Annotated in this window: 17 protein-coding genes; 11 read left to right on the forward strand and 6 right to left on the reverse strand. The window is 75.1% G+C overall.

Features of this window, described 5'->3' with window-relative positions; all coding sequences use genetic code 11:
* Positions 1 to 121 precede the first annotated feature (121 nt).
* A complete protein-coding gene (locus IE108_RS20345; RefSeq protein WP_064731666.1) occupies positions 122 to 688 on the forward strand; it encodes a hypothetical protein in 567 nt (188 codons plus the stop codon).
* Positions 689 to 766: 78 nt separating this feature from the next.
* Here the strand turns inward: IE108_RS20345 and IE108_RS20350 are convergent, their stop codons facing one another.
* Entirely contained in the window at positions 767 to 1,972 is a 1,206-nt protein-coding gene (locus tag IE108_RS20350) for an NAD(P)/FAD-dependent oxidoreductase (protein ID WP_189397716.1), read from the reverse strand.
* On the reverse strand, positions 1,969 to 2,292 hold the full coding sequence (locus IE108_RS20355; protein ID WP_064726832.1) for a bifunctional 3-phenylpropionate/cinnamic acid dioxygenase ferredoxin subunit: 324 nt from the start codon (positions 2,290 to 2,292) through the stop codon (positions 1,969 to 1,971). The genes IE108_RS20350 and IE108_RS20355 overlap by 4 nt, the downstream gene beginning before the upstream one ends.
* A gap of 285 nt (positions 2,293 to 2,577) precedes the next feature.
* Between IE108_RS20355 and IE108_RS20360 the strand changes: the two genes are divergently transcribed.
* The 5 genes from IE108_RS20360 to IE108_RS20380 all read left to right on the forward strand — a co-directional run bounded on the left by IE108_RS20360 (position 2,578) and on the right by IE108_RS20380 (position 9,403).
* A complete protein-coding gene (locus tag IE108_RS20360) occupies positions 2,578 to 3,321 on the forward strand; it encodes an IclR family transcriptional regulator (RefSeq protein ID WP_064731668.1) in 744 nt (247 codons plus the stop codon).
* Between the two features lie 241 nt (positions 3,322 to 3,562).
* Positions 3,563 to 4,648, forward strand: coding sequence for an S-(hydroxymethyl)mycothiol dehydrogenase (locus tag IE108_RS20365; protein WP_064726833.1), 1,086 nt, complete (start codon positions 3,563 to 3,565; stop codon positions 4,646 to 4,648).
* Positions 4,645 to 7,098, forward strand: a complete 2,454-nt coding sequence (locus IE108_RS20370; protein WP_064726834.1) for a GcvT family protein — start codon at positions 4,645 to 4,647, stop codon at positions 7,096 to 7,098. Before IE108_RS20365 ends, IE108_RS20370 begins: the two co-directional genes overlap by 4 nt.
* Before the next feature lie 17 nt (positions 7,099 to 7,115).
* Complete coding sequence (gene solA, locus IE108_RS20375) at positions 7,116 to 8,285, forward strand: N-methyl-L-tryptophan oxidase (protein WP_064726835.1); 1,170 nt, start codon at positions 7,116 to 7,118, stop codon at positions 8,283 to 8,285.
* Positions 8,282 to 9,403 carry an aromatic ring-hydroxylating oxygenase subunit alpha gene (locus IE108_RS20380; RefSeq protein WP_064726836.1) on the forward strand — a complete coding sequence of 374 codons (1,122 nt, stop codon included), beginning with the start codon at positions 8,282 to 8,284 and terminating at the stop codon, positions 9,401 to 9,403. The genes solA and IE108_RS20380 overlap by 4 nt, the downstream gene beginning before the upstream one ends.
* Here the strand turns inward: IE108_RS20380 and IE108_RS20385 are convergent.
* The 4 genes from IE108_RS20385 to IE108_RS20400 form a co-directional block, all read right to left on the reverse strand.
* Positions 9,392 to 14,035 (reverse strand): coiled-coil domain-containing protein, encoded by a 4,644-nt coding sequence (locus tag IE108_RS20385; protein ID WP_064726837.1) that lies wholly within the window; start codon positions 14,033 to 14,035, stop codon positions 9,392 to 9,394. The two genes, IE108_RS20380 and IE108_RS20385, sit on opposite strands and share 12 nt — an antisense overlap.
* 77 nt (positions 14,036 to 14,112) lie before the next feature.
* Complete coding sequence (locus tag IE108_RS20390) at positions 14,113 to 14,994, reverse strand: hypothetical protein (RefSeq protein WP_064726838.1); 882 nt, start codon at positions 14,992 to 14,994, stop codon at positions 14,113 to 14,115.
* A gap of 163 nt (positions 14,995 to 15,157) precedes the next feature.
* Positions 15,158 to 16,684, reverse strand: a complete 1,527-nt coding sequence (locus tag IE108_RS20395; RefSeq protein WP_189397718.1) for a hypothetical protein — start codon at positions 16,682 to 16,684, stop codon at positions 15,158 to 15,160.
* A 114-nt stretch (positions 16,685 to 16,798) separates the two neighbouring features.
* The gene (locus tag IE108_RS20400) at positions 16,799 to 17,494 is read right to left on the reverse strand and encodes a GntR family transcriptional regulator (RefSeq protein WP_064726840.1); all 696 of its coding nucleotides are present in this window, start codon (positions 17,492 to 17,494) and stop codon (positions 16,799 to 16,801) included.
* 118 nt (positions 17,495 to 17,612) lie between these two features.
* Here IE108_RS20400 and IE108_RS20405 point away from each other — a divergent pair, with 118 nt between their 5' ends.
* Genes IE108_RS20405 through IE108_RS20425 form a run of 5 tightly spaced genes read left to right on the forward strand, consistent with a single transcriptional unit; the run spans position 17,613 to position 22,055 of the window.
* Positions 17,613 to 18,932: an MFS transporter gene (locus IE108_RS20405; protein WP_064726841.1), complete on the forward strand. Its 1,320-nt coding sequence runs from the start codon at positions 17,613 to 17,615 to the stop codon at positions 18,930 to 18,932.
* Positions 18,929 to 19,762 (forward strand): putative hydro-lyase, encoded by an 834-nt coding sequence (locus IE108_RS20410; protein WP_064726842.1) that lies wholly within the window; start codon positions 18,929 to 18,931, stop codon positions 19,760 to 19,762. Before IE108_RS20405 ends, IE108_RS20410 begins: the two co-directional genes overlap by 4 nt.
* Before the next feature lie 45 nt (positions 19,763 to 19,807).
* On the forward strand, positions 19,808 to 20,566 hold the full coding sequence (locus IE108_RS20415) for a LamB/YcsF family protein (RefSeq protein WP_064726843.1): 759 nt from the start codon (positions 19,808 to 19,810) through the stop codon (positions 20,564 to 20,566).
* A complete protein-coding gene (gene pxpB / locus IE108_RS20420; protein ID WP_064726844.1) occupies positions 20,563 to 21,189 on the forward strand; it encodes a 5-oxoprolinase subunit PxpB in 627 nt (208 codons plus the stop codon). The genes IE108_RS20415 and pxpB overlap by 4 nt, the downstream gene beginning before the upstream one ends.
* A complete protein-coding gene (locus tag IE108_RS20425) occupies positions 21,186 to 22,055 on the forward strand; it encodes a 5-oxoprolinase subunit C family protein (RefSeq protein WP_064726845.1) in 870 nt (289 codons plus the stop codon). The genes pxpB and IE108_RS20425 overlap by 4 nt, the downstream gene beginning before the upstream one ends.
* The last annotated feature ends 54 nt before the right edge of the window (positions 22,056 to 22,109 follow it).

The raw sequence follows: 22,109 nt of genomic DNA on the forward strand, positions 1-22,109 counted from the left end.
GCCACAGGAGCCGCATCCTGCCTCTGGGCGGCGTAAAGCAACGCAAGCCGGGCAGCCAGAGGGGAGCCGTGTCGTGTGACGCGGTCGGAGCTGTCTGCTGGCGGTGGGGAGTGACATGTCGATGGGCACGGCGGAGCGGCGCGGGGCGCCCGAGGACGGCGGTGCGGCGCGGGTGACCGCCCGATCGGCCCCCGAGGCACCGGAGCGCGAGATTCCGGCAGCCGTTGCGGGCAGACCGGCGCGGGAGCGGCCGGACCGGCCGGAGGAGCGGGAGGCACGCGAACGGCCCTCGGGCTACCGGCCGTTGTGGCGGGAGGAGCCCGCGCGGCGACGCCGGCTGCCGGATCCGGTGCGGACGGCGGCCGTGCGCGCGGTGATGGTGGTGGCCGTGACGCTGATACTGGCGATGGTGGCGTTCCTGAGCACGATGGCGGAGTCCTGGCTGGCCTTCCCCATGGTGATCGCCAGTGTGGCGGGCACCGTGGTGGCCACCTGGGGCGTGCTGGACGTGTGGGTGACGCGGCAGGTGTGGAACCAGCGGCACGGAGTGGTGTCGATGCCGAGCAGCACGGCGCGTGCCATGCGCCGCGAGCGTCGCCGGGCCCGGCGCCAGGCACGGTCCGCCGAGCGCGGTCAGGGGCGGATAGCCCGGCGGGGCGGGGGCGCGGGGCGGCTTTCGCATTCGTGAGCCCGGGGCCGGGGGGGGGAGGCATGACGCGGGGGTGCGATCCGGATCGCCCTTCCGCGCCCCCGGAAGGACCGCCCCTCAGGTGGCGCCCGGTCTCGGCCCGCCCGCGGTCGCGGGTGTGCCCGTGGTCTGCGCGGCGAGTTCGCGGCGGGCCCGCATGAAGGAGCGGGGCCGGTCCACGGCGAGCACGGCCGTCGTCCGCCCGGCACGCTCGTAACGGGCGAGGAAGCCGCCCCCTTCGGGCACGCCGTCGGCGATCGTGCCCTCCTCGACGCGCACGGTGTCGCCGTCCCGGCGCCGGCCGGCGAACTGTACGCGGGAGCCGTACTGGTCGGACCAGAAGTACGGCACCGACCGCGCGCTCCGCACCGTCCGCCCGGCGAGGAGGTTGCGGACCGCGGCCCGGGGCTGCGAGGTGGCGGAGGTCCAGTGCTCCGCCCGCAGACCGCCGGCGCGGGCCACGTCGCCCACGGCGACCACCTGAGGCAGCGCGCTCACGCAGCCGTCGTCGCACAGGACGCCGTCGTTCAGGAGCAGGGGCGACCCCGCCAGCCAGGCGGTGTTGGGCACGGCGCCGATGCCGACGACCACCACGTCCGCCGGCAGGGTGCGTCCGTCGGTGAGGGCGACGCAGGTCACCGCCGTCGTTCCGCGCAGCCCGGCCACGGACACGCCGGTGAGCAGCCTTACCCCGGCCCGGCGGTGCAGGGTGGCGCACACGACGGCCAGTTCGGCCCCGAGTTGCGGCACGAGCGGCGTCGCGGCGGCCTCGACGACGGTGACGTCGTGGCCGAGCGCGGCGCACGACGAGGCGGTCTCCGCGCCGACGAAGCCCCCACCGACCACGACGACCCGGCAGGGACCGCGGGTGAGTTCGGCGCGCAGCGCGCGGGCGTCGTCCAGGGAACGCAGGGTGTGGACCCCGGCGCGAGGTCCGCCTGCCAGGTGCCGCGCCGCGGCTCCGGTGGCGACGACGACGCCGTCCGTGGACACCGTGCGGCCGTCGTCGAGCAGCACGGTGCGGCCGCGCGCGTCCAAGCCGCGGGCGCGTACCCCGAGCAGCCACCGGGCGTCGAGTCCGGCCAGTTCCCCGGCGTCGGTGAGTGCCAGGTCCGCCTCGTCGGCCCGCCCGGTGAGGAACTCCTTGGACAGGGGCGGCCGGTCGTAGGGCTCGTGGGATTCGTCGCCGACCACCACGAGGCGGCCGTCGAACCCCTGGGCCCGCAGTTCCCGGGCGGCGTACAGGCCGGCGAGGGAGGCGCCGACCACGGTCACGGTCCTCATGCGGCGCTGCCCTCCTCGGCGGCGACGTGGACATGCACGAGGCCGTCCTCGACGCTGACCCGGTGGGTGCGCACCGGCCGGCGGGCCGGGAGACAGGTCGGCAGCCCCGTACGCAGGTCGAACGAGGCCGCGTGCAGGGGGCATTCGATCAGGCAGCCCTCCAGCCAGCCCTCGGAGAGCGAGGCGTCCTGGTGGCTGCACGTGTCGTCGACGGCGTAGAGGCCGCCGTCGTCGGTGTGGAAGACGGCGATCGGCGGATTCGTCGCGACGCGGGCGGACTCGCCCTTGGGGAGGTCTTCGAGACGGCAGACGGGAATCATGGGCTCCCCCTCTCGGTCCGGAACGCGTGGTTCGGAGGGTGCGGAGCGCGTACCCTTCCGGGATCCGGACGCTTCGGTAACATGATGTTTCACATGGCGCACTGGAGAGCGCTATACGCAACAGAATCCGGGCGGGTGCCCGCGGCGTCAAGGGCTTCCCGCAGATGCGGCCCGATCGGGCCGCAAGGTGGTGGGAGTTGAGCCATGACCCGCACACGGCAGCAGCACGAACCCGGTGAGGACCGCGTGGAGAGCAAGCAGTCAGGCAGGGGCGCGGTGAGCGGCGTGCAGTCGGTGGACCGCGCCGTGACCGTGCTGGAGATCCTCGCCCGGCTCGGGGAGGCGGGCGTCACCGAGATCGCGGACGAGCTGGACGTGCACAAGTCCACGGCGTTCCGGCTGCTCGGCGTGTTGGAGAACCGGGGTCTGGTGGCCCAGGAGAAGGAGCGCGGCAAGTACTACCTGGGCGCCGGCGTGCTGCGCCTGGCCGGGGCGGCCGCGGTGCGGCTGGACATCTCGCAGGAGGGCGTGCCGGTCTGCCGCGAACTGGCCGACGAACTCGGCGAGACGTCGAACATCGCGGTGCTCGACGACGACGCGGCCGTCAACGTCATGCAGGCCCGCGGCACCGCCTCGGTGACCGCGCAGAACTGGCTCGGCCGGCGCACCCCGCTGCACGCCACCGCCAGCGGCAAGGTCCTGCTCGCCCACCTGCCGACCACCCTGCGCGAAGGACTCCTGGCCCGTCCGCTGCACCGGTTCACCGAGCACACCGTCACCGGCGCGGCGGTGCTGCGCGGCGAGTTGGAGAAGGTGACCGGGCAGGGATACGCGATCACCCAGGAGGAGCTGGAGATCGGGCTCGCGGCCGTCGCGGCGCCGGTGCGTTCCCACGACGGCAAGGTCATCGCCTCGATCAGCGTCTCGGGCCCGGTGTACCGGCTGACCCCGGACCGGCTGCCGGACCTGGCCCGGCGCGCGCTCGCCGCGGGGGTCGAGCTGTCCCGCCGCATGGGCTACGGCGGCTGACGCCCTCCGCCCCCGCGGATGCGGGGCGCCCCCCGTCTGACGGCGCGGGATCCGGACTCCCCCTTGGGGAGCGGGTCCCGCGCCGTCGTCGTGTGTCCGGGGCGTTTCGCACCCCGCGCTCGCCGCCCCGCCGTTTTGCCAAGGGTTAACCCGCACCTCTTGACGGCCCCTCGACGGCGTTCCCACTATGTTTCTCATCGCGCAACCCATCGTGCAATGCGCAACAGCAGAGGAGCTTCTCGTGTCACACGAGGTCCGTGCCGTAGTCGCTGAGAAGAGGGGCGCACCCGTCGAGGTGCGGACGATCGTCGTGCCGGACCCGGGGCCCGGCGAGGTGCTGGTCGCGGTGCAGGCCTGCGGGGTGTGCCACACGGACCTGCACTACCGCGAGGGCGCGATCACGGACGACTTCCCGTTCCTGCTGGGCCACGAGGCGGCGGGCACGGTCGAGGCGACCGGCGAGGGCGTCACCGGCCTCACGCCCGGCGACTACGTGGTGCTGGCGTGGCGGGCCCCCTGCGGCGGCTGCCGCTCCTGCCGCCGCGGCCGCCCCTGGTACTGCTTCGACTCGCGCAACGCCGCCCGGCCCATGACGCTCCCGGACGGCACCCCGCTGACCACCGCGCTCGGCATCGGCGCCTTCGCCGAGAAGACACTGGTCGCCGCGGGCCAGGCGGTGAAGGTCGACCCGGCCGCCCGGCCCGAGGCCGCCGGTCTCGTCGGCTGCGGCGTGATGGCCGGTTACGGCGCCGCCGTCAACACCGGCGGCGTGGGCCGCGGCGACTCGGTCGCCGTGATCGGCTGCGGCGGCGTCGGCGACGCCGCGATCGCCGGTGCCGCCCTGAACGGCGCCATGAAGATCATCGCGGTGGACGTGGACGGCCGGAAGCTGGACCGGGCCGAACGCTTCGGCGCGACGCACACCGTCGACTCCCGCGGTACGGACCCGGTCGAGGCCGTCCGCGCGCTCACCGACGGCCACGGCGTGGACGTCGCGATCGACGCCGTCGGGCACCCCGAGACGTTCCGCCAGGCCTTCTACATGCGCGACCACGCGGGCGTGCTGGTCCAGGTCGGCGTGCCTGCACCGGAGACGACGGTCGAACTGCCGCTCCTCGACGTGTTCTCGCGCGGCGGCGCTATCAAGTCGTCCTGGTACGGGGACTGCCTGCCGAGCCGCGACTTCCCGTTCCTGATCGACCAGTACCTGTACGGGCTGCTCGACCTGGGCGCCTTCGTGTCGGAGACGACGACCCTGGACGGGGTGGAGGAGGCGTTCGCCAGGATGCGCCGCGGCGAGGTGCTGCGCTCGGTGGTGGTCCTATGAGCGCCCCCGCCCCCCGGACCCCGCCCCGCGTGGTCGTGATCGGCGCGGGCGTCGTCGGCTGCTCCCTCGCCGACGAACTGACCGCGCGCGGCTGGACGGACGTCACCGTCCTCGAACAGGGCCCGCTGCCCGCGCCCGGCGGCTCGACGTCGCACGCACCCGGCCTCGTCTTCCGGACCAGCCCGTCCCGCACCCTCACGGCCTTCGCCCGGTACACCGTCGAGAAGTTCACCGACCTCACCTGGGACGGCGCCCCCTGCTTCCAGCGGGTGGGCGGCCTGGAGCTGGCGACCACGCCGGAGCGCCTCGCCGACCTGCACCGCCGGGCCGGGTACGCGGCCTCCTGGGGCGTGCACGGCGAGATCGTCGACGCCCGCCGCTGCCGGGAACTCTGGCCGCTGCTCGACGAGTCGGTGGTCCTCGGCGGCTTCCACACCCCCGGGGACGGGCTGGCCCGCGCCGTGCCCGCCTGCCGCGCGCAGCTGGACCGCGCCACCGCGCGCGGCGCCCGTGTCCTGGACCGGCACACGGTCACCGGTGTCGAGCGCCGGGACGGCAGGGTCACGGGCGTCGTCACCGACCGCGGCACCTTCCCCGCCGACCACGTAGTGTCCGCAGCCGGCTTCTGGGGTCCGGTGATCGGCCGCATGGCGGGCGTCGACGTGCCCCTGCAGCCGCTGGCCCACCAGTACGCGAGGACCGGTCCGCTGCCCGAGCTGAGCGGCGCCACCGAGGAGGCCTCGAAGCCCATCCTCCGCTTCCAGGACCGCGACCTGTACTTCCGCGAGCACGGCGACCGCCTCGGCATCGGCTCCTACGCCCACCGCCCGCTGCCCGTGGACCCGTTCGCCGTGCCCGGCTACGACGCGTCCCGCGCCCGGAACATGGACATGCCGTCGTCGTACCCCTTCACCCCGCGGGACTGGGCGCCGAGCTGGGAGGACTGCCGGGAGCTGATGCCGGCCCTGCGGGACGCCTCGGTCGAGACGGGCTTCAACGGCGTCTTCTCCTTCACCCCGGACGGCATGCCGGTCCTCGGCGAGTCCCGTCACCTGCGGGGCTTCTGGCTCGCCGAGGCGGTGTGGGTCACCCACTCGGCCGGGGTGGCCAGGGCCGTCGCCGAGTGGATGGTGGACGGGCGGCCGTCGCTCGACGTCCACGAGTGCGACCTCACCCGCTTCGAGGAGGCGCAGCGCTCGCCGGCGTACGTCCGCGAGCGCGGAGCGCAGCAGTTCGCCGAGGTGTACGACGTGATCCACCCGCTCCAGCCGGTGGAACGGCCGCGTCCGCTGCGCGTCAGCCCGTTCCACGTCCGCCAGCGGGAACTGGGCGCGTACTTCCTGGAGGGCGGCGGCTGGGAGCGCCCGCACTGGTACGAGGCCAACGCGGGGCTCGTCGACGACGTCCCCGTGCCCGGCCGCGACGCCTGGTCGGCGCGCCACTGGTCGCCGATCGCGGCGGCGGAGGCGCGCGCCACCCGCGAGCGGGTCGCCCTGTACGACATGACGCCGCTGCGCCGCCTGGAGGTCGCCGGACCGGGCGCCCTCGCCTTCCTGGACCGCATGACCAGCAACAACCTCCGCAAGAAGCCCGGCGCCGTCACCTACACCCTGCTCCTCGACGAGTCCGGCGGCATCCGCTCCGACCTCACCGTCGCCCGCCTCGCCCCCGACCGCTTCCAGGTCGGCGCCAACTCCCCCGCCGACCTGGACCATCTGCTGCGCCACGCGCCCGACGGGGTGCACATCCGGGACATCACGTCCGGCACCTGCGGCGTCGGCGTCTGGGGCCCGCTCGCCCGCGACCTCGTCCAGCCGCTGACGCCGGACGACTTCTCGCACGAGGCGTTCGGCTACTTCCGCGCGCGCCAGACGTACGTCGGCCACGTCCCGGTGACCGCGCTGCGCCTGAGCTACGTCGGAGAACTGGGCTGGGAGCTGTACACCACCGCCGATCTGGGCCTGCGGCTCTGGGACACGCTGTGGGAGGCCGGCCGGGACCTCGGTGCGATCGCCGCCGGACGCTCGGCCTTCAACTCGCTGCGCCTGGAGAAGGGCTACCGGGCCTGGGGCACCGACATGACCGCCGAGGACAACCCGTACGAGGCCGGGGTCGGCTTCGCGGTCCGCATGGACAAGGCGGACTTCGCCGGCCGGGCCGCGCTGGCCCGCGCGGGCGAACCCGGCCGGCGGCTGACCCCGCTGCTCCTCGACGACCCGGCGGCCGTGGTCCTCGGCAAGGAGCCGGTCCACGTCGGCGGCGTGCCCGCCGGGTACGTGACCAGCGCGTCGTACGGCTACACACTCGGCCGCTGTGTCGCCTACGCCTGGCTGCCCGCGGGACTGGCCCCCGGCACCGGCGTGCACGTGGAGTACTTCGGCGAGAAGGTACCCGCCACCGTCGCCGAGGAACCGCTGTTCGACCCCGGGATGACCCGGATCCGCCGCTAGGACGCCAGGAGGCCCTCTTGTCCCCCACCTACGACGTGATCGTCATCGGACTCGGCGGCATGGGCGGCGCCGCCGCCCACCACCTGTCCGCGCGCGGCGCCCGCGTGCTGGGCCTGGAGCGGTTCGGCCCCGTGCACAACCGGGGCTCCAGCCACGGCGGTTCGCGCATCACCCGCCAGTCCTACTTCGAGGACCCGGCGTACGTCCCCCTGCTGCTGCGCGCCTACGAGCTGTACGCGGACCTGGAGCGGGCCTCCGGCCGCGACATCGCCCTGCTGTGCGGGGGCGTGATGGTGGGCCGCCCCGACTCCCGGACCGTATCCGGCTCCCTGCGGTCGGCCCGCGAGTGGGACCTGCCGCACGAGGTGCTGGACGCGCGGGAGATCCGCCGCCGGTTCCCGACGCTCGCCCCGCGCGCCGACGAGGTCGCCCTGTACGAGGCCAAGGCCGGGCTGCTGCGCCCCGAGAACACGGTCGCCGCGCATCTCCAGCTCGCCACCCGGCAGGGCGCCGACCTGCACTTCGAGGAGCCGGTGACGCGCTGGGAGCCGTACCGGGACGGCGTGCGCGTCCACACCGCGGAGGACACCTACACCGCCGGCCGGCTGGTGATCTGCCCCGGCGCCTGGGCGCCCCGGCTGCTCGCCGACCTCGGGGTGCCGTTCACCGTGGAGCGGCAGGTCATGTACTGGTTCCAGCCTCGCGGCGGCGTCGGCCCCTTCCTCCCGGCCCACCACCCGATCTACGTCTGGGAGGACGCGGACGGCGTCCAGGTCTACGGCTTCCCCGCCATCGACGGCCCGGACCACGGCGCCAAGGTCGCCTTCTTCCGCAAGGGGGAGGTGACCACCCCGGACTCCATCGACCGGACCGTGCACGACCACGAGGTCGCGGCCATGGCGGACCACATGTCCGGCCGGCTGCCCGACCTGCCCGGCACCTTCCTCAAGGCGGCCACCTGCATGTACACCACCACGGCCGACGAGCACTTCGTCATCGCCCGCCATCCCGCACACCCCGGATCGGTCACGGTGGCCTGCGGGTTCTCCGGACACGGCTTCAAGTTCGTGCCCGTCGTCGGCGAGATTCTCGCCGACCTGGCCCTGACCGGCTCCACCGCGCATCCCATCGGCCTCTTCGATCCCGCTCGCCTCACCGCCGCGCCCGCCCTAGGAGCCAGCACGTGACGACGACCCCCCTGTCCCCCAGCCTCATCGCGACCCTGCCGGGCCGGTACTACACCGACCCGGAGATCTTCCGCCGGGAGCAGCGGGAGGTCTTCGAATCGCTCTGGTTCTGCGCCGTGCGCTGCGCCGACCTGGAACGGCCGGGTGCCTTCCGCACGGTGCAGGTCGGCGGCGAGAGCGTCGTCGTCACCCGGACCCGGTCGGGGGCGCTGCGGGCCTTCCTCAACATCTGCCGGCACCGCGGGGCCCGGCTGTGCCTCCAGGAGTCGGGCGAGGTGCGCCGCAACCTCCAGTGCCCGTACCACGCGTGGACGTACGACCTGGACGGCCGGCTGGTCGCCGCGCCCGGTCTCACCGGCATGCCGGACGTCGACCGCGTCTCGTACGGACTGCACGAGGTCGCCCTGCGGCAATGGCTCGGCTACGCCTGGGTGTGCCTCGCCGACGAGCCGCCCTCCTTCGAGGAGACGGTGCGCGGCGCCGTCGTCGAACGGCTCGGCGACCCGGCGGCCGTCGAACGCTACGGCACGGAACGGCTGGCGCTCGGCCGGCGCGTGCGGTACGACGTGCGGGCCAACTGGAAGCTGATCGTCGAGAACTTCATGGAGTGCTACCACTGCGCCACCATCCATCCCGAACTCACCGACGTGCTGCCCGAGTTCGCCGAGGGTTACGCCGCGCAGTACTACGTGGGCCACGGCGCCGAGTTCGGCGAGGACGTCAAGGGCTTCACGGTCGACGGCGGCGAGGGCTTCGGCCGGCTGCCCGAGGTCGCGGAGAGCCAGGACCGCCGCTACTACGCCGTCACCGTCCGGCCGACGGTCTTCGTCAACCTCGTGCCGGACCACGTGATCCTGCACCGCATGTTCCCGCTCGCCGAGGACCGCACGGTCGTCGAGTGCGACTGGCTGTACGCCCCCGACGTGGTGGCGTCGGGGGCGGACCTGTCCCGGTCGGTGGAGCTGTTCCACCGGGTCAACACGCAGGACTTCGAGGCGTGCGAGCGGACCCAGCCGGCGATGTCGTCCCGCGCCTACCGCGACGGCGGCGTGCTGGTGCCGACCGAGCACCACATCGGGCTCTTCCACACGTGGCTGCTGGAACGGCTAGGAGGCTGACGGCGCGGGGCGCTTGAACATCCGGGTCGCCGTGATCTCGCTGTGCACCGCCTCCCCCTCCCCCTCGGCGGCCGGGACCGGCTGCGGCAGGCCGGGCCGCAGGTGCTCCTCGACGCTGATGTACTTCAGGCCCGCCCTGAGGTCGGCGTCGTTGCGCAACCTGATGACCAGCGGGAACTCGGCGAGGGCGGTCGTGTCGAACAGCCCGGTGGTGTACAGCAGCTGGACGCCGAGGGCGTCGGACACGGCGCGCTGGAGCTCCAGCAGGTAGGTGGCGTTGGCCCGCCCGATGGGATTGTCGAGGAACAGGGTGCCGGCGTGGCGGTGCCGGTCGCGGCCCCGGTCGTTGCTGCGCAGCGCGGCCATCGTGCAGTACAGGGCGATGGCCGCGGTGAGCAGCTGGCCGCCGGAGAAGACGTCGCCCATCTGCCCGACCGGGACGCGCTCGGCGCGCAGCACGGCGTCGGGCTTGAGGATCTCGACGGCGACGCCCTTGGGCGCCAGGGCGGCGGCGACGCCCCGCAGCAGCAGGGACATGCCGTCGCGGCGCAGGTCGGAGTTCTTCTTCACGGCGGCCCGGGTGGCCTCGTCGACCACCTCTCCGAGCCGTTCGGTGAGGGTGGCCTGGTCGGGTTCCTCGAAGCGGATGCGCAGGAACTCCTGCCCCGACCACTCCCCGAGCCCTTCCGGCAGCCGGGAGAGCCGCTGGGCGGAGCGGAGGGTGGCGAGGGCCGACTCGACCAGGCCGCGCAGCCGGTCCACGATCGAGTCGCGGTTGCGCTCCAGCTGCGCCAGTTCGTCGGTGAGGACGCGCAGCCGGGGCGCGAAGGCGTCGGCCCACTTGGCCGCGTGCTCGGGCAGCGCGGCGGCCGGCAGCTCGCGGATCTGCTGCCGCGCGGGGGTGCGGACCTGCTCGTAGCGGGTGGAGTTGGCGTGCCGGACCAGTACGTCGCTCGCCTCGCGGACCCCGGACTCCGCCGCGGACAGGTCGGCGGCGCAGCCGCGCAGCGAGCGGCGGGCCTCGCCTGCCGAGCGGCGGGCCTCGTCCAGATCTCCCGGGTAGGGCTCGGGCTCCTCCTGCTCCTCGTCGGGGGCGTGCTCGCGCAGCAGGTCGCGGAGCATGGCGGCGGTCTCGTCGAAGCCGCCGGCGGCGTCCTCGGCGGCGCGGTGCGCGTCGAGGAGTTCGGCGTGCGCGTCCCGGGCGCCGGCGAGTGCCTCGCTGTGGGAGGCGAGTTCGCCGGTGGCGGTGCGCAGCAGGGTCTGTGCGTGGTCGGCGTCGCGCGGGAGGAGGTCCCCGGGCAGCTCGGTGTGGGCGTCGCCCTCCTCGGGGGCGTGCCGTTCGGCCTCGCCGCGCAGCCGGCCGAGCTGTTCGCTCGCGTGGGACATGCGGGTCTCCAGGAGCTGGACCAGTTCCTCGGCGCGGGCGGCGGCCGCCTGCCGGGAGGGCCCGTCGGAGCCGTCGGGCGACTCCAGGAGCTGTGCGGCGCGGGTGCGGACCTTGTTGCTGAGCCGGTCCAGCTCGCCGCGCGCTGCGCTCTCGTCGCTCTCGGCGCGGGCCTGTTCGGCCCGCAGGTCGGCGCCGACGCCGACCTTCTCGTACACCTGGGACGCGGCCCGGTAGGCCTCGCGCAGGTCGGGCAGGGACGCCTTGGACGCCTCCGGCCCGTCCTCGGGCACGTCGTCGGGGGCGCCGGCGATCTCGGCGCGTTCGGCGCGCAGCGCGCGGGCGGTGCGGCGGGCGTCGTCGGCGGCGCGCTGGGCGGCGCGGCGGTCCTCGTCGGCGGCGCGGGCCCGATCAAGGTTGGCCTGGGCGCGGGCCTCGGCCTCGGCGCCCTCGTCGGCCAGTTCCCGCAGGCGGACCTGCCAGCCGGCCCGCTCGCGCAGGCGGAAGGCGAGTCCGGCGAGGGCGTCGGCGGCGCGGCGCGCCTTCTGCGCGGCCTCCTGCCGCTCGTCCCGCAGGTGCACGGCCTCCGCGGCGGCCTCGTCCGCCTCGGTGCGCGCGGTGCGCGCCTCGGCCAGCTCGGCCTCGGCCTCCTCGGCGAAGGCGCGCGCCTCCTCGGCCGTCCGCGCCAGCTCGCCGAGGCGGCCCGCGGGGCAGCCGGTGCGCCAGGAGGCGAGGCGGGCGGCCAGCTCGCGGTCCTTGCCGAGCCGCGCGGCGAGGGTGCGGATCTCCTCGTCCCGCCGCGTGGCCCGCGCGCGCAGGGCGTGCCGTTCCTCGTCGGCGGCGTGTTCGTCGTGCATCGCCGGGTTCGGCGGTACGAGGAAGACGTCGCCGGTGTCGGATCCGACGGCCGGGGCGGGGGCGAGCAGGGCGGCGGCGGTGCCGACGGCGACGGCGGAGCGCGGGAGCAGGGCGGCCTCGCCGAGGGCCTCGCGCGCGCGGGTGTGCGAGTCGGGATCGGTGATGATGACGCCGTCGACCAGCTCGGGCCGGGCGGCCAGCACGCGCGCGTGGTCGGCGGGGTCGACGGCCTGTGCGAGGTAGCGCCAGCCGGGCAGGGCGGGGATGCCGTGTTCGCCGAGGAACTCCACGGTGGCCAGCACGTCCGGACCCGGGGGCAGCAGTCCGCCGTCGCCGAGGGCGCCGAGGATGCGGGAGTCGTCGGCGGCGGCGGTGCGCAGGTCGAACAGCTGGCGTTCGGCGGAGGAGACGGTGTCGTCGAGCAGCTCGCGCAGCTCGTCGGCGAAGCGGTCGAGCTCCTGGGCCGTGAGGGTGCCGTCGGCCCGGACGGGCGCGGAGTCGTGGTCCTCGTCCTGGCGGGGCTGCGGAATGCCGGGGCGGGCGTCGGCGGCGAGGCCGAGGAGTTCGGCGAGGCGGTCCTCGGCGGCGAGTGAACCGGCGGTGCGGCGCTCGGCCTCGTGGGCGCGTTCGGCGGCGGTGGCCGCGTCGGCGGCGCGGGCGGCGGTCAGTTCGGCGCGGCTCTCGGCGGACGCCGCCTCGCGCGCGTGCTCGGTGGCCCGGCGTGCCGTCTCCCGGGCGGTGTCCCAGGCGGCGACGGTGCTCTTCTCCGCGTCGCTGGCGGCGAGCGCCGCGCGGGCGGGGTCGGCGTCGGGGGCGCTGTCGTCGAGCCAGCCGGCGCGGACCGCCTCGGCGGTCTCCTGCTCGACCTCGGTGAGGCGCTGGCGCAGGTGCCCGGCCTCGCTGCGGGCGCGCTGCGCCTCGGTGGCGGCGGTGGTGGAGTCGCGGTGGGCCGCCTCGCCGACCTCCTGGAGGGCGGCGGACCGCTCCTCCTCCTCGTTGGCGTGGCCCTCGGCCCGGCCGGCCGCGGCGTGCAGGGCGCGGACGAGGTCGACGGCGGCCTTGGCGCGGGCGGCGAGGGCGGGTGCCGCGTCCCGCTCGGCCTCCTGGATGGCGGCGGAGACCCGGGCGACGCGGTCGGCGGCGGCGCGGTGGCGCAGTACGGCCTCGGCGGCCTGCCAGGCGGAGTGCAGGGTGCGGGCGTCGGCGAGTTCGCGTTTCTGGGCGGCGGCGGACTTCTCGGCGCCGGTCAGGGCCAGGGAGGCGTGCCGGTAGGCGAGTTCGGCGGCGATGAGGGAGCTGCGGTCGCGGGCCGACTCGGCGTGGGTGACGGCGCGGGCGGCGGCGGTGACCCGCTGGGCGAGGTCCGAGGTCCTGACGCGCTCCCGGGCGCCGCGCGCGGTGAGCCGCCGGGCGAGGGTCCGGGTGCGGCGCTCGGCCGCGGTGTGGATGTCGCGCGCGCGGCCGCGGACCTCGGCGGCGTCGACGATCCGGCCGAGGAGGTCGACGGACCCGGCCGTGAAGTCGCGTTCGGCGATCAGCTCGGCGCGCCGGCCCAGCTTGTTGCCGAAGCCGCTCACCAGGTCGGCGAGTCCGTCGGTGTCGCGGGTGTCGGTGACCGCGCGCAGCAGCAGGTCGGTGAAGTCGGCGTCCTTCTTGACGGCGAAGAGGCCGGCGGCCTCGCCCTCGTCGGCGTTCATCTCGCGCTGGTAGCGGAAGAGTTCGGGGTCCAGGCCGAGATCGCCGAGGTGCTCGATCCAGCGGTCGTGGATCTCCTCCCAGTGCACCTCCAGGTGCGGGTAGGCCTTCGCGGACTCGGTGAGCGCGTCCCGGAAGCCCTTCATGGTGCGCCGGCGGCCCTGGGCACCGGAGACGCCCTCCCCGCGCGGGCGTACGGCGGTGGCCTCGGCGACGGGCAGGTTGTCGAGGGTCAGTCCGGGGCCGGGGCGGAAGGAGTACCAGGCCTCGGCGAACTTGCGGGGGTCGTTGGAGACCTGGCGGCCGCGCCACTCGCTGGCCTTGCCGACGACGACGCACTCGCCGCTCTGGACGTGCTGCCACTCCAGCGCGACGTGTCCGCAGTCGTCGGCGAGCAGGAACTTGCGCAGCACGCCGGAGCTGGCGCCGCCCAGGGTGTTGCGGTGGCCCGGCAGCATCACCGAGAAGATCAGTTTGAGCAGGACGGACTTGCCGCCGCCGTTCTCCAGGAAGAGCACGCCCGCGGGTGCGGGCCGACGCGGCGGGCCGACCGGCTCCTCCGCGAAGAACTCCGCCTGCGTGGGCGCGGGGTCGGGCACGGGCTCGCCCACGCCGCGCAGGTCAAGCACGGTGTCGGCGTAGCGGGCACCGGCGGGTCCGATGGAGTAGAGGCGGACCCGGGACAGCTCGTACATGGCGGACTCTCGTAAGTCTTCGGGAAGTCGGGGAGGCGGGCGCGGTGGTGAGCCCGGTGGTGGACGCGGTGCGCGGGTCAGGGCGAGTGGAACGGCAGTCCGGCGTCGGCCACCAGTTCCAGGTCCTCCGTCTCGTCGGCGGGCAGCAGCGTCGCCGTGCCGTCGGTGACCGGGACGACCCCTAGCTCCAGCAGCTCGGCCATCGCGGCGCCGCCCGCCATGTCGCGCACCTGGAGCTGGTAGCGCGCGGTGGTGCGGTAGGTGCCGCCGCCGTCGTCGCCGGTGCGCTGGAGGAAGCCGGACTCGGTGAGGAAGGCGGCGGCCTTGCCGACGATGCCGGTGGTGGAGCCGGGGAGCCTGCGGGCGTCCTTGGTGGCGCCGGTCGCGCTGCGTCTGGCCCAGATCCGCCAGGCGGCCTCCAGACCGGGGGCGTCGGTGGCGGGGTCGGTGTTCTCGCCCTGCTCGTCGGCGCGCTCCTCCAGGCGGCGGCAGGCCTGGCGGACGAAGGCGTCCACTCCGTTGACCGTGACGCGGCCGATGTAGCCGTCGTCGGCGAGGTCCTCGGGGCGCGGGTAGGCCATGGCGGCGACGGCGAGGTGGGCGAGGCCGTGCAGGAAGCGGTCGCCGGAATCGGTGGCGGCGCGGCGCGCGTAGTCGCCCATGCGGACGGCGAAGACCGAGTCCTCTGCGGCGGTGACGGCCATCCCCGCGCGGGGGGACACCTCCAGGACGACCAGTCCGAGTCCGGCCGCGACGGCGTCGGCGAGGCGCGCGAAGGGCGGGTCCTCGCGGTACCGGCGCAGCAGGTCGGCGTACTCCTGGTCGCGGGCGGGCAGCAGCTTGGGCTGGAGGCCGAAGGCGACGAGCCGCGCCGCGTCCGCGGCGTCGGCGGGCGTGACGGCCGCGGTGGCGGGCGCGGCACCCGCCTCCGGTTCGCTCCGGTCGACGTGCTCGGTCACGGTCGGTACTCCTTGCTGTGCGGTCGCCGGGCGCGGTGCGCACGCCCGGCGTGGTCCTGACGCCGGTCGCCGCCGGGGTGCCCCACGTGGTTCTGGCGGCCGCCGCCGTGCGGTCGCCCGGCGTGGCGGTGGCGGTGGCGGTGGCGGTGGCGGTGGGGGACGGTCACGCCGCCTCCGTCCGGGCCGCGGCCATGCCCGCCGCGTCCAGCAGCGCGGTGCCGACGATGAGGTCGGCGCCGCCGAACTCGTGGTCGTCCAGCTCGGTGCCGTCGTCCACGGCGAACAGCAGCTTGGGTTCGCCCTGCCGGTAGGCGGTGCCGACCGGCGGGCTGGCCGCGTGGACGGCCAGCAGGGCGACCAGGTAGGGCAGTTCGGGGTCCTGGGCGCGGGCGTCGGCCAGCAGCCCCGAGAGCCGGCGCGGGGCGTCGTGCGGGAGGTCGAGCAGCTCCGTCGCGGCCGCGAGCTGCTCCTCGCTGAAGCGGCTGTCGTCCGGGGTGGCGATCAGGTCGGGTTCCGGCATCTCGGCGCCCAGGTGCTCCCGCTCCACCGGCGGGGTCAGCAGTAGGTCGACGAGGTCGCCGACCCGGACCGAGACGGGCGTGCGCAGCCCGGTGCCGCGGGCGAAGAAGGCGTCGGTGACGCGCAGCGCCCGCTCCAGGGGCAACGGCAGGACGGGGGCGACCAGATGGCCGTACAGATCGAGGCCGGAGGTGGTCAGGGGGGTGGCGAAGGCCTGCCGGTCCTGCTCGGCGCGGAAGAGGGGGCCGGCCTCCAGGAGGCGGGACTGGAGCTGGGTGTGGCGGCGGATGCAGTCCTTGACGATGTCGACCAGCTCGGCCGCGCGGCGCTTGTGCTCGGGGTCCTCGGTCTCGTCGCGGGCCTTGCGGATGTTGGTGAGGATCGCGTTCTCGTGCCGGTAGCGGTCGGCGACGTGGTCGAGGGCCTCGGCGATCATGTCGGGGACGGCGCTCAGCCAGTCCACCGCCCGGACGTTGCGCCGGGTGGCGTCCAGGGCGCGGCGCAGGGTCTCGGAGTACTGCACGGTCCGGTACCTGGCCTGCTCGGCGGCGAGCTGGGCGTCGGCGAGGCGGCCCCGGCTGATCAGCACCTCCAGCTTGACCTCGGCGGCGATCTGGGCGCTGGTGACATCGGTGTCCAGGGCGCCGACCAGGACGTTGACCGCCTCGTCCGTGGTGCGCAGGTACACGGTGCCGCCGGGGCCGGGGACCTCCTCCAGGAGCTTGAAGTCGTAGTCGCGGCGCACGTAGGTGCCGTCCGGTCCGAACGTGCCGTACACGGCGCGGAACCCGCGGTCGACGCTGCCGACGTTGATCAGGTTCTCCAGGACCCAGCGGGCCACCCGCTCGTGCTCGCCGGCGGGGCGGCGCGGGGCCTGCGCGGCGACGCGCGGGATCAGCCTGGCCACTATCTGGTCGTGGTCGGCGCCGGTGTCGAAGTCCATGTTGAGGGTGACGAGGTCGATGGCGGCGAGGGCGACCTCGGCCATCCCGTACACCGAGTACTCGCCCGCGAGGTTGGCCTTGCGGTTGTCGAGGTCGTGCAGCGGCGCCGTGCAGGCGAGCGCCCGCAGCCGCCGTGCCAGCCCCTCGTCGGCGGCCGGGCCCGGGGCGGGGCGCGGCCCCGCGCTGAGCTGGGGCGGAACGCTGTCCGTCGGTGCAGGCGAAGTCACGGTGCACAGACTAGGTCCTCGGTCTGACATCGACCCAAACGACGCAGATGCGGCCCGTCCCGGCGGGGCCGGAACGACGCAGATGCGCCCCGTCCCGGCGGGGCCGGCACCGGCCTATCCGTCGTCGCCCACCCGGCGCAGATAGACCTCGACGACGCGCTCGAGCGAGTCGTCGAGGTAGGCGGCGAGCAGTCGCTCCGCCGTCTCCCGCCCGCCGTCCTCCAGGGCGGCCAGGATCTCCGCGTTCCGCGCGATGTACGGCTCGTGCAGGCGCCGCGGGTCGTCCACCACGTGGAAGGCGAGACGCAGTTCGGCGAAGACGCTGCGCATCAGCTCGTCGGTGCGCTCGCTGCCGGCGAGGGCGACCAGCTCCCGGTGGAAGTGGATGTTGGCCGTACCCACGCCTTTCCAGTCACCTTCGCGGGCCGACCGGCGCCCGTCCTCGACGGCCTCGGCGAGGCCGTCGAGGGCGTACGGGGGCTCGCCGAGGCCGCGTACGACCGCGCACTCGACGAGGGAGCGGGTGCGGTAGATGTCCTCGACGTCCTCGACGGTCAGGACCCGGACGAAGACGCCCCGGTTCAGTTCGTGGACGAGCAGGCGCTCGTGCGTGAGCAGCCGGAACGACTCGCGCAGGGTGTTGCGGGAGACGCCGAGGGCGCCGCCGATGCTGTCCTCCGACAGCCGGGTCCCGGGCGGGAAGTACCCCTCGGCGATCCGGCTCCTGAGGATGTCCGAGACCCGCTCGGCGGTGCTGGTCCGGCCCAGGAGGGCGCGGTCGTCGGCCAGTCCCGTCAACTGCTCTGCCATGCCCGGAATTCAATCGCAGATACCAGAACGAAACAACAGGGGTATTGAGGGATCGTTGAACGATCCCTACGGTGTCAGGAAGTGCACGCACCCTCCGTCCTCCCCCTGCGAGGTGCCCATGAGCACAACCCCTCCCCCGCGGATCCTGCCCACCGGCACGCAGCCCGGCGCGGGCGAACCCACCGCGGAAGAAGGCCCGTTCGGCTGGCTGCGCGCCCTCGGCCCCAGGGGCCGGCGCGCCTTCGGCGGCGCGTTCGGCGGGTACGCCCTCGACTCGTACGACTACTTCACGCTGCCGCTCACCATGGTGGCGCTGGCCGCGTACTTCGGCCTGGACAGCGGCCAGACCGGGCTGCTCACCACGGTCACCCTCGTCGTCTCGGCGATCGGCGGCGCCCTCGCGGGCGTGCTGGCCGACCGCGTCGGGCGCGTCAAGGCGCTGCTGCTCACCGTGATCACCTACGCCGTCTTCACGGTGGCCTGCGGCTTCGCCCCCAACTACGAGACGCTGCTGGTCTTCCGCGCCCTCCAGGGGCTCGGCTTCGGCGGCGAGTGGGCGGTCGGCGCGATCCTGGTGGCCGAGTACGCGAGCGCCCGGCACCGGGGCCGCACCCTCGGCGCGATCCAGAGTTCCTGGGCCGTGGGCTGGGCGCTGGCGGTGGTCGTGTACACCCTGGTGTTCTCACTCGCGGGCGACGACCTGGCCTGGCGTGTCATGTTCTGGACCGGCGCGCTGCCCGCCCTGCTCGTGGTCTGGATCCGGCGCAGCGTCCACGACGCGCCGAGGGCCGCCGAGGCCCGTGCGAAGGACGCCGGCCGGGGCTCCTTCGCGGCGATCTTCAAGCCCGGCACGGCCGGGGCCCCCGGTCTGCTGCGCGTCACGCTCTTCGCGAGCCTGCTCTCCACCGGCGTCCAGGGCGGCTACTACACCCTGGCCACCTGGGTGCCGACCTATCTCAAGGACGAGCGGGACCTGTCCGTCGTCGGCACCGGCGGCTATCTGACCTTCCTGATCTCCGGCGCCTTCATCGGCTACCTGACCGGCGGTTACCTCACCGACGTACTGGGCCGCAAACGCAACATCTGGCTCTTCGCCCTGCTGTCCGCCGTCTGCATCCTGGCGTACGCCAACATCCCCGACGGCGCCAACACCCTGCTCCTGGTGCTCGGTTTCCCGCTCGGCTTCTGCATGTCGGCCATCTTCAGCGGCTTCGGCTCCTACCTGAGCGAGCTGTATCCGACGGCGGTGCGGGGCGCGGGCCAGGGCTTCACGTACAACACCGGACGCGCGGTGGGCGCCGTCTTCCCGACCACGGTCGGCTTCCTGGCCGACAGCTGGGGCGTGGGCGGCGCGCTGGTCTTCGGCGCCATCGGCTACGGCATCGCGGCCCTCGCCCTGCTGGGGCTGCCGGAGACGCGCGGAAGGGAACTGGCATGACGCACTCCCGACCGGTGGCCGAGGACCGGCCGCTCGCCCTCGTGGAGCGGCACGCGCCCGCGTGGAGCCCGAGAACCGCCCGCGCCCGCTTCCGGAAAGGGCTGACCGGCCCCACGGCGGGCGTCGCGGCCGGCCACACCCAGGCCAACCTGATCTCGGTGCCCGCCGACTGGGCGTACGACATGCTGCTGTTCTGCACCCGCAACCCGCAGCCCTGCCCGGTGCTCGACGTCACCGACGCCGGTTCCTGGACCACCGTGCTCGCCGACGGCGCGGACCTGCGCACCGATCTGCCCCGCTACCGGGTGTGGCGGGACGGCGAGCTGGTGGAGGAGCCGACCGACGTGCGGGCGCACTGGCGGGACGACCTGGTGACGTTCCTGATCGGGTGCAGCTTCACCTTCGAGTGGGCCCTGTCCTCGGCCGGCGTCCCGATCCGGCACGTGGAGCAGGGGCGCAACGTCCCGATGTACGTCACCACGCGCCAGTGCCGTCCGGCGGGCCGGCTGCACGGTCCGATGGTGGTGTCGATGCGGCCCGTGCCGCCCGCGCACCTGTCGGCGGCGATCCACGAGACCAGCCTGCTGCCGGCCGTGCACGGCGGCCCCGTGCACTGCGGCGACCCGTCGGCGCTCGGTGTGGCGGACCTGGACCGGCCGGACTTCGGCGACCCGGTGGACGCCGGGCCGGACGACATCCCGGTGTTCTGGGCCTGCGGGGTCACTCCGCAGGCGGCCGTGATGGCCTCGCGCCCGCCCTTCGCCCTGACCCACGCGCCGGGCCAGATGTTCCTCACCGACGCGCGCGACGAGCAGTACCGCGTCGTCTGACGCCGGGCGCCCCCGCGGGCGCCCGAGACCGGAGACACTGGAGTCATGACCTCGATCGACCTCAACGCCGACCTCGGCGAGGGCTTCGGCCGCTGGCGGCTCACCGACGACGAGGGCCTGCTCTCGATCGTCACCAGCGCCAACGTCGCGTGCGGCTTCCACGCCGGGGACCCGCCGACCATGCGGCGGGTGTGCGAGCTGGCGGCCGAGCGGGGCGTGACGGTCGGCGCCCAGGTCTCCTACCGGGACCTCGCCGGCTTCGGCCGGCGGGCCATGGACGTGCCGCCCGCCGAGCTGGCGGCGGAGGTGGCCTACCAGATCGGCGCCCTGGAGGTCTTCGCCCGCGCGGCGGGCACGCGCGTGGCCTACGTCAAACCGCACGGTGCCCTGTACAACCGGGTGGTCCGGGACGAGGAGCAGGCCGCGGCGGTCGTCGACGGCGTGCTGCTGGCGGGCGGCGCGCTGCCCGTGCTGGGACTTCCCGGCTCGCGCGTCCTGGAGCGCGCGGCGGGCGCCGGGCTCCCGGTGGTGCCGGAGGCGTTCGCCGACCGGGCGTACACGGACCGGGGCACGCTGGTGCCGCGCGGGCAGGAGGGCGCGGTGGTCGCCGAGCCGGAGTCCGTCGTCGCCCGTTCCGTGGAGCTGGCCCGCTCCGGCACGGTCACCGCCCTGTCGGGCGCCGTCGTCGAGGTCCGCGCGCGCTCCCTGTGCGTGCACGGCGACACGCCGGGCGCGGTGGACCTGGCCCGCCGGGTGCGGGAGCGGCTGGAGGCGTCGGGGGTCCGGGTGGAGGCGTTCGCGTGAACGTCCTGCCGGTCGGCGACGACGCCCTGCTGGTCGAGGTCGCCTCGGGCGAGGAGGCCGAGGCACTGCACGCGGAGCTGCTGCGGCGCCGCACCGAGGGAGCGCTCGCCGCCCGGGAGATCGTCCCGGCGGCGCGCACCGTCCTGCTCGACGGCCTCGCCGACCGGGCCCGCGTCGCGGCGGAACTGGCCGCCGCCGAGGTGCCTCCGGCTCCCCCGCGCGCGGGGCGGATCCTCGAGATCCCGGTCCGCTACGACGGCCCGGACCTGGCCGACGTGGCCGCGCACTGGGGCGTGGCGCCGCGGGAGGTGGTCCGGGTCCACACGGACACCGAGTTCCTGGTCGCCTTCTGCGGGTTCGCGCCCGGCTTCGGCTACCTGACCGGGCTTCCCGCCCGCTACGACGTGCCGCGCCGGGACACACCGCGCACGGCCGTGCCGGCCGGCTCGGTGGCGCTGGCGGGCCCCTACACGGGCGTGTACCCGCGGTCGTCGCCGGGCGGCTGGCAGTTGATCGGCACCACCGACGCCGTGCTGTGGGACCACACGCGCGTGCCCGCGGCGCTGCTGTCGCCCGGCACGCGCGTGCGGTTCGTCTCCCGGGGGCACCGGGGGGACGGATGACGGACCGTGCGCTCGCCGTCGTGCGGGCCGGTGCCCTGACCACCGTGCAGGACCGGGGCCGCCCGGGTCACGCGCACCTCGGCGTCCCCCGGTCCGGGGCGCTCGACGCGCCCGCGGCCGCGCTGGTCAACCGCCTGGTCGGCAACCTGCCGGGGGCGGCCGTCCTGGAGACCACGCTCACCGGGTGCGCGCTGCGCCCGCGGTGCGCGGTGACCGTGGCGGTCGCCGGCGCGCCCTGCCCGGTGACCGTCGACGGGCGGCCGGTGTCCTGGGGCGCCCCGGTCGGCGTGCCGGCGGGCGCGCTGCTCGACGTCGGCCCGGCCGGTTCCGGCGTCCGCTCCTACGTGGCCGTCTCCGGTGGCGTCCTCGTCGAGCAGGTCCTCGGCAGCCGCTCCACCGACCTGCTGTCCGGCCTGGGACCGCCGCCCCTCTGCGACGGCGCGGTGCTCGCCCTCGGCCGGCCCGGCGGGCGGCGCGCCCGGGTGGACGTCGCGCCGCAGCCGGCGCCCCCGGCCGAGCTGGTCCTGCGGGTGGCGCCGGGCCCGCGCGCCGACTGGTTCACGCCCGGGGCGGTACGGACGTTCACCTCGCGCGCGTACCGGGTGTCGCCGGCGAGCAACCGCATCGGACTGCGGATGGAGGGACCCTCCCTGGAGCGGGCCCGGCCGGGCGAACTCCCCAGCGAGGGCATGGTGCTGGGCGCGGTCCAGGTGCCGCCGGACGGCCGCCCGGTGGTGTTCCTGGCCGACCATCCGACGACCGGCGGCTACCCGGTGATCGGCGTCGTGCGCCCGGCCGACCTGCCGGCGGCGGCCCAGGCGGTGCCGGGGACGCCGGTGCGATTCGTGGCGGTGGGCGCGCGCTGACGCGGGCCGCGGTGGTCGAGAGCCCGGCGGCGGACCGGCCTCCGAGGGCCCGCC

The sequence above is a fragment of the Streptomyces parvulus genome (assembly GCF_014648855.1).
Lineage (GTDB): Bacteria > Actinomycetota > Actinomycetes > Streptomycetales > Streptomycetaceae > Streptomyces > Streptomyces parvulus.

Coding starts and splice junctions, on each gene's coding strand:
- IE108_RS20345 (WP_064731666.1), top strand. CDS start 122: ATGGGCACGGCGGAGCGGCGCGGGGCGCCCGAGGACGGCGGTGCGGCG.
- IE108_RS20350 (WP_189397716.1), bottom strand. CDS start 1,972: ATGAGGACCGTGACCGTGGTCGGCGCCTCCCTCGCCGGCCTGTACGCC.
- IE108_RS20355 (WP_064726832.1), bottom strand. CDS start 2,292: ATGATTCCCGTCTGCCGTCTCGAAGACCTCCCCAAGGGCGAGTCCGCC.
- IE108_RS20370 (WP_064726834.1), top strand. CDS start 4,645: ATGAGCGCCCCCGCCCCCCGGACCCCGCCCCGCGTGGTCGTGATCGGC.
- IE108_RS20385 (WP_064726837.1), bottom strand. CDS start 14,035: ATGTACGAGCTGTCCCGGGTCCGCCTCTACTCCATCGGACCCGCCGGT.
- IE108_RS20400 (WP_064726840.1), bottom strand. CDS start 17,494: ATGGCAGAGCAGTTGACGGGACTGGCCGACGACCGCGCCCTCCTGGGC.
- IE108_RS20405 (WP_064726841.1), top strand. CDS start 17,613: ATGAGCACAACCCCTCCCCCGCGGATCCTGCCCACCGGCACGCAGCCC.
- IE108_RS20410 (WP_064726842.1), top strand. CDS start 18,929: ATGACGCACTCCCGACCGGTGGCCGAGGACCGGCCGCTCGCCCTCGTG.
- IE108_RS20415 (WP_064726843.1), top strand. CDS start 19,808: ATGACCTCGATCGACCTCAACGCCGACCTCGGCGAGGGCTTCGGCCGC.
- IE108_RS20425 (WP_064726845.1), top strand. CDS start 21,186: ATGACGGACCGTGCGCTCGCCGTCGTGCGGGCCGGTGCCCTGACCACC.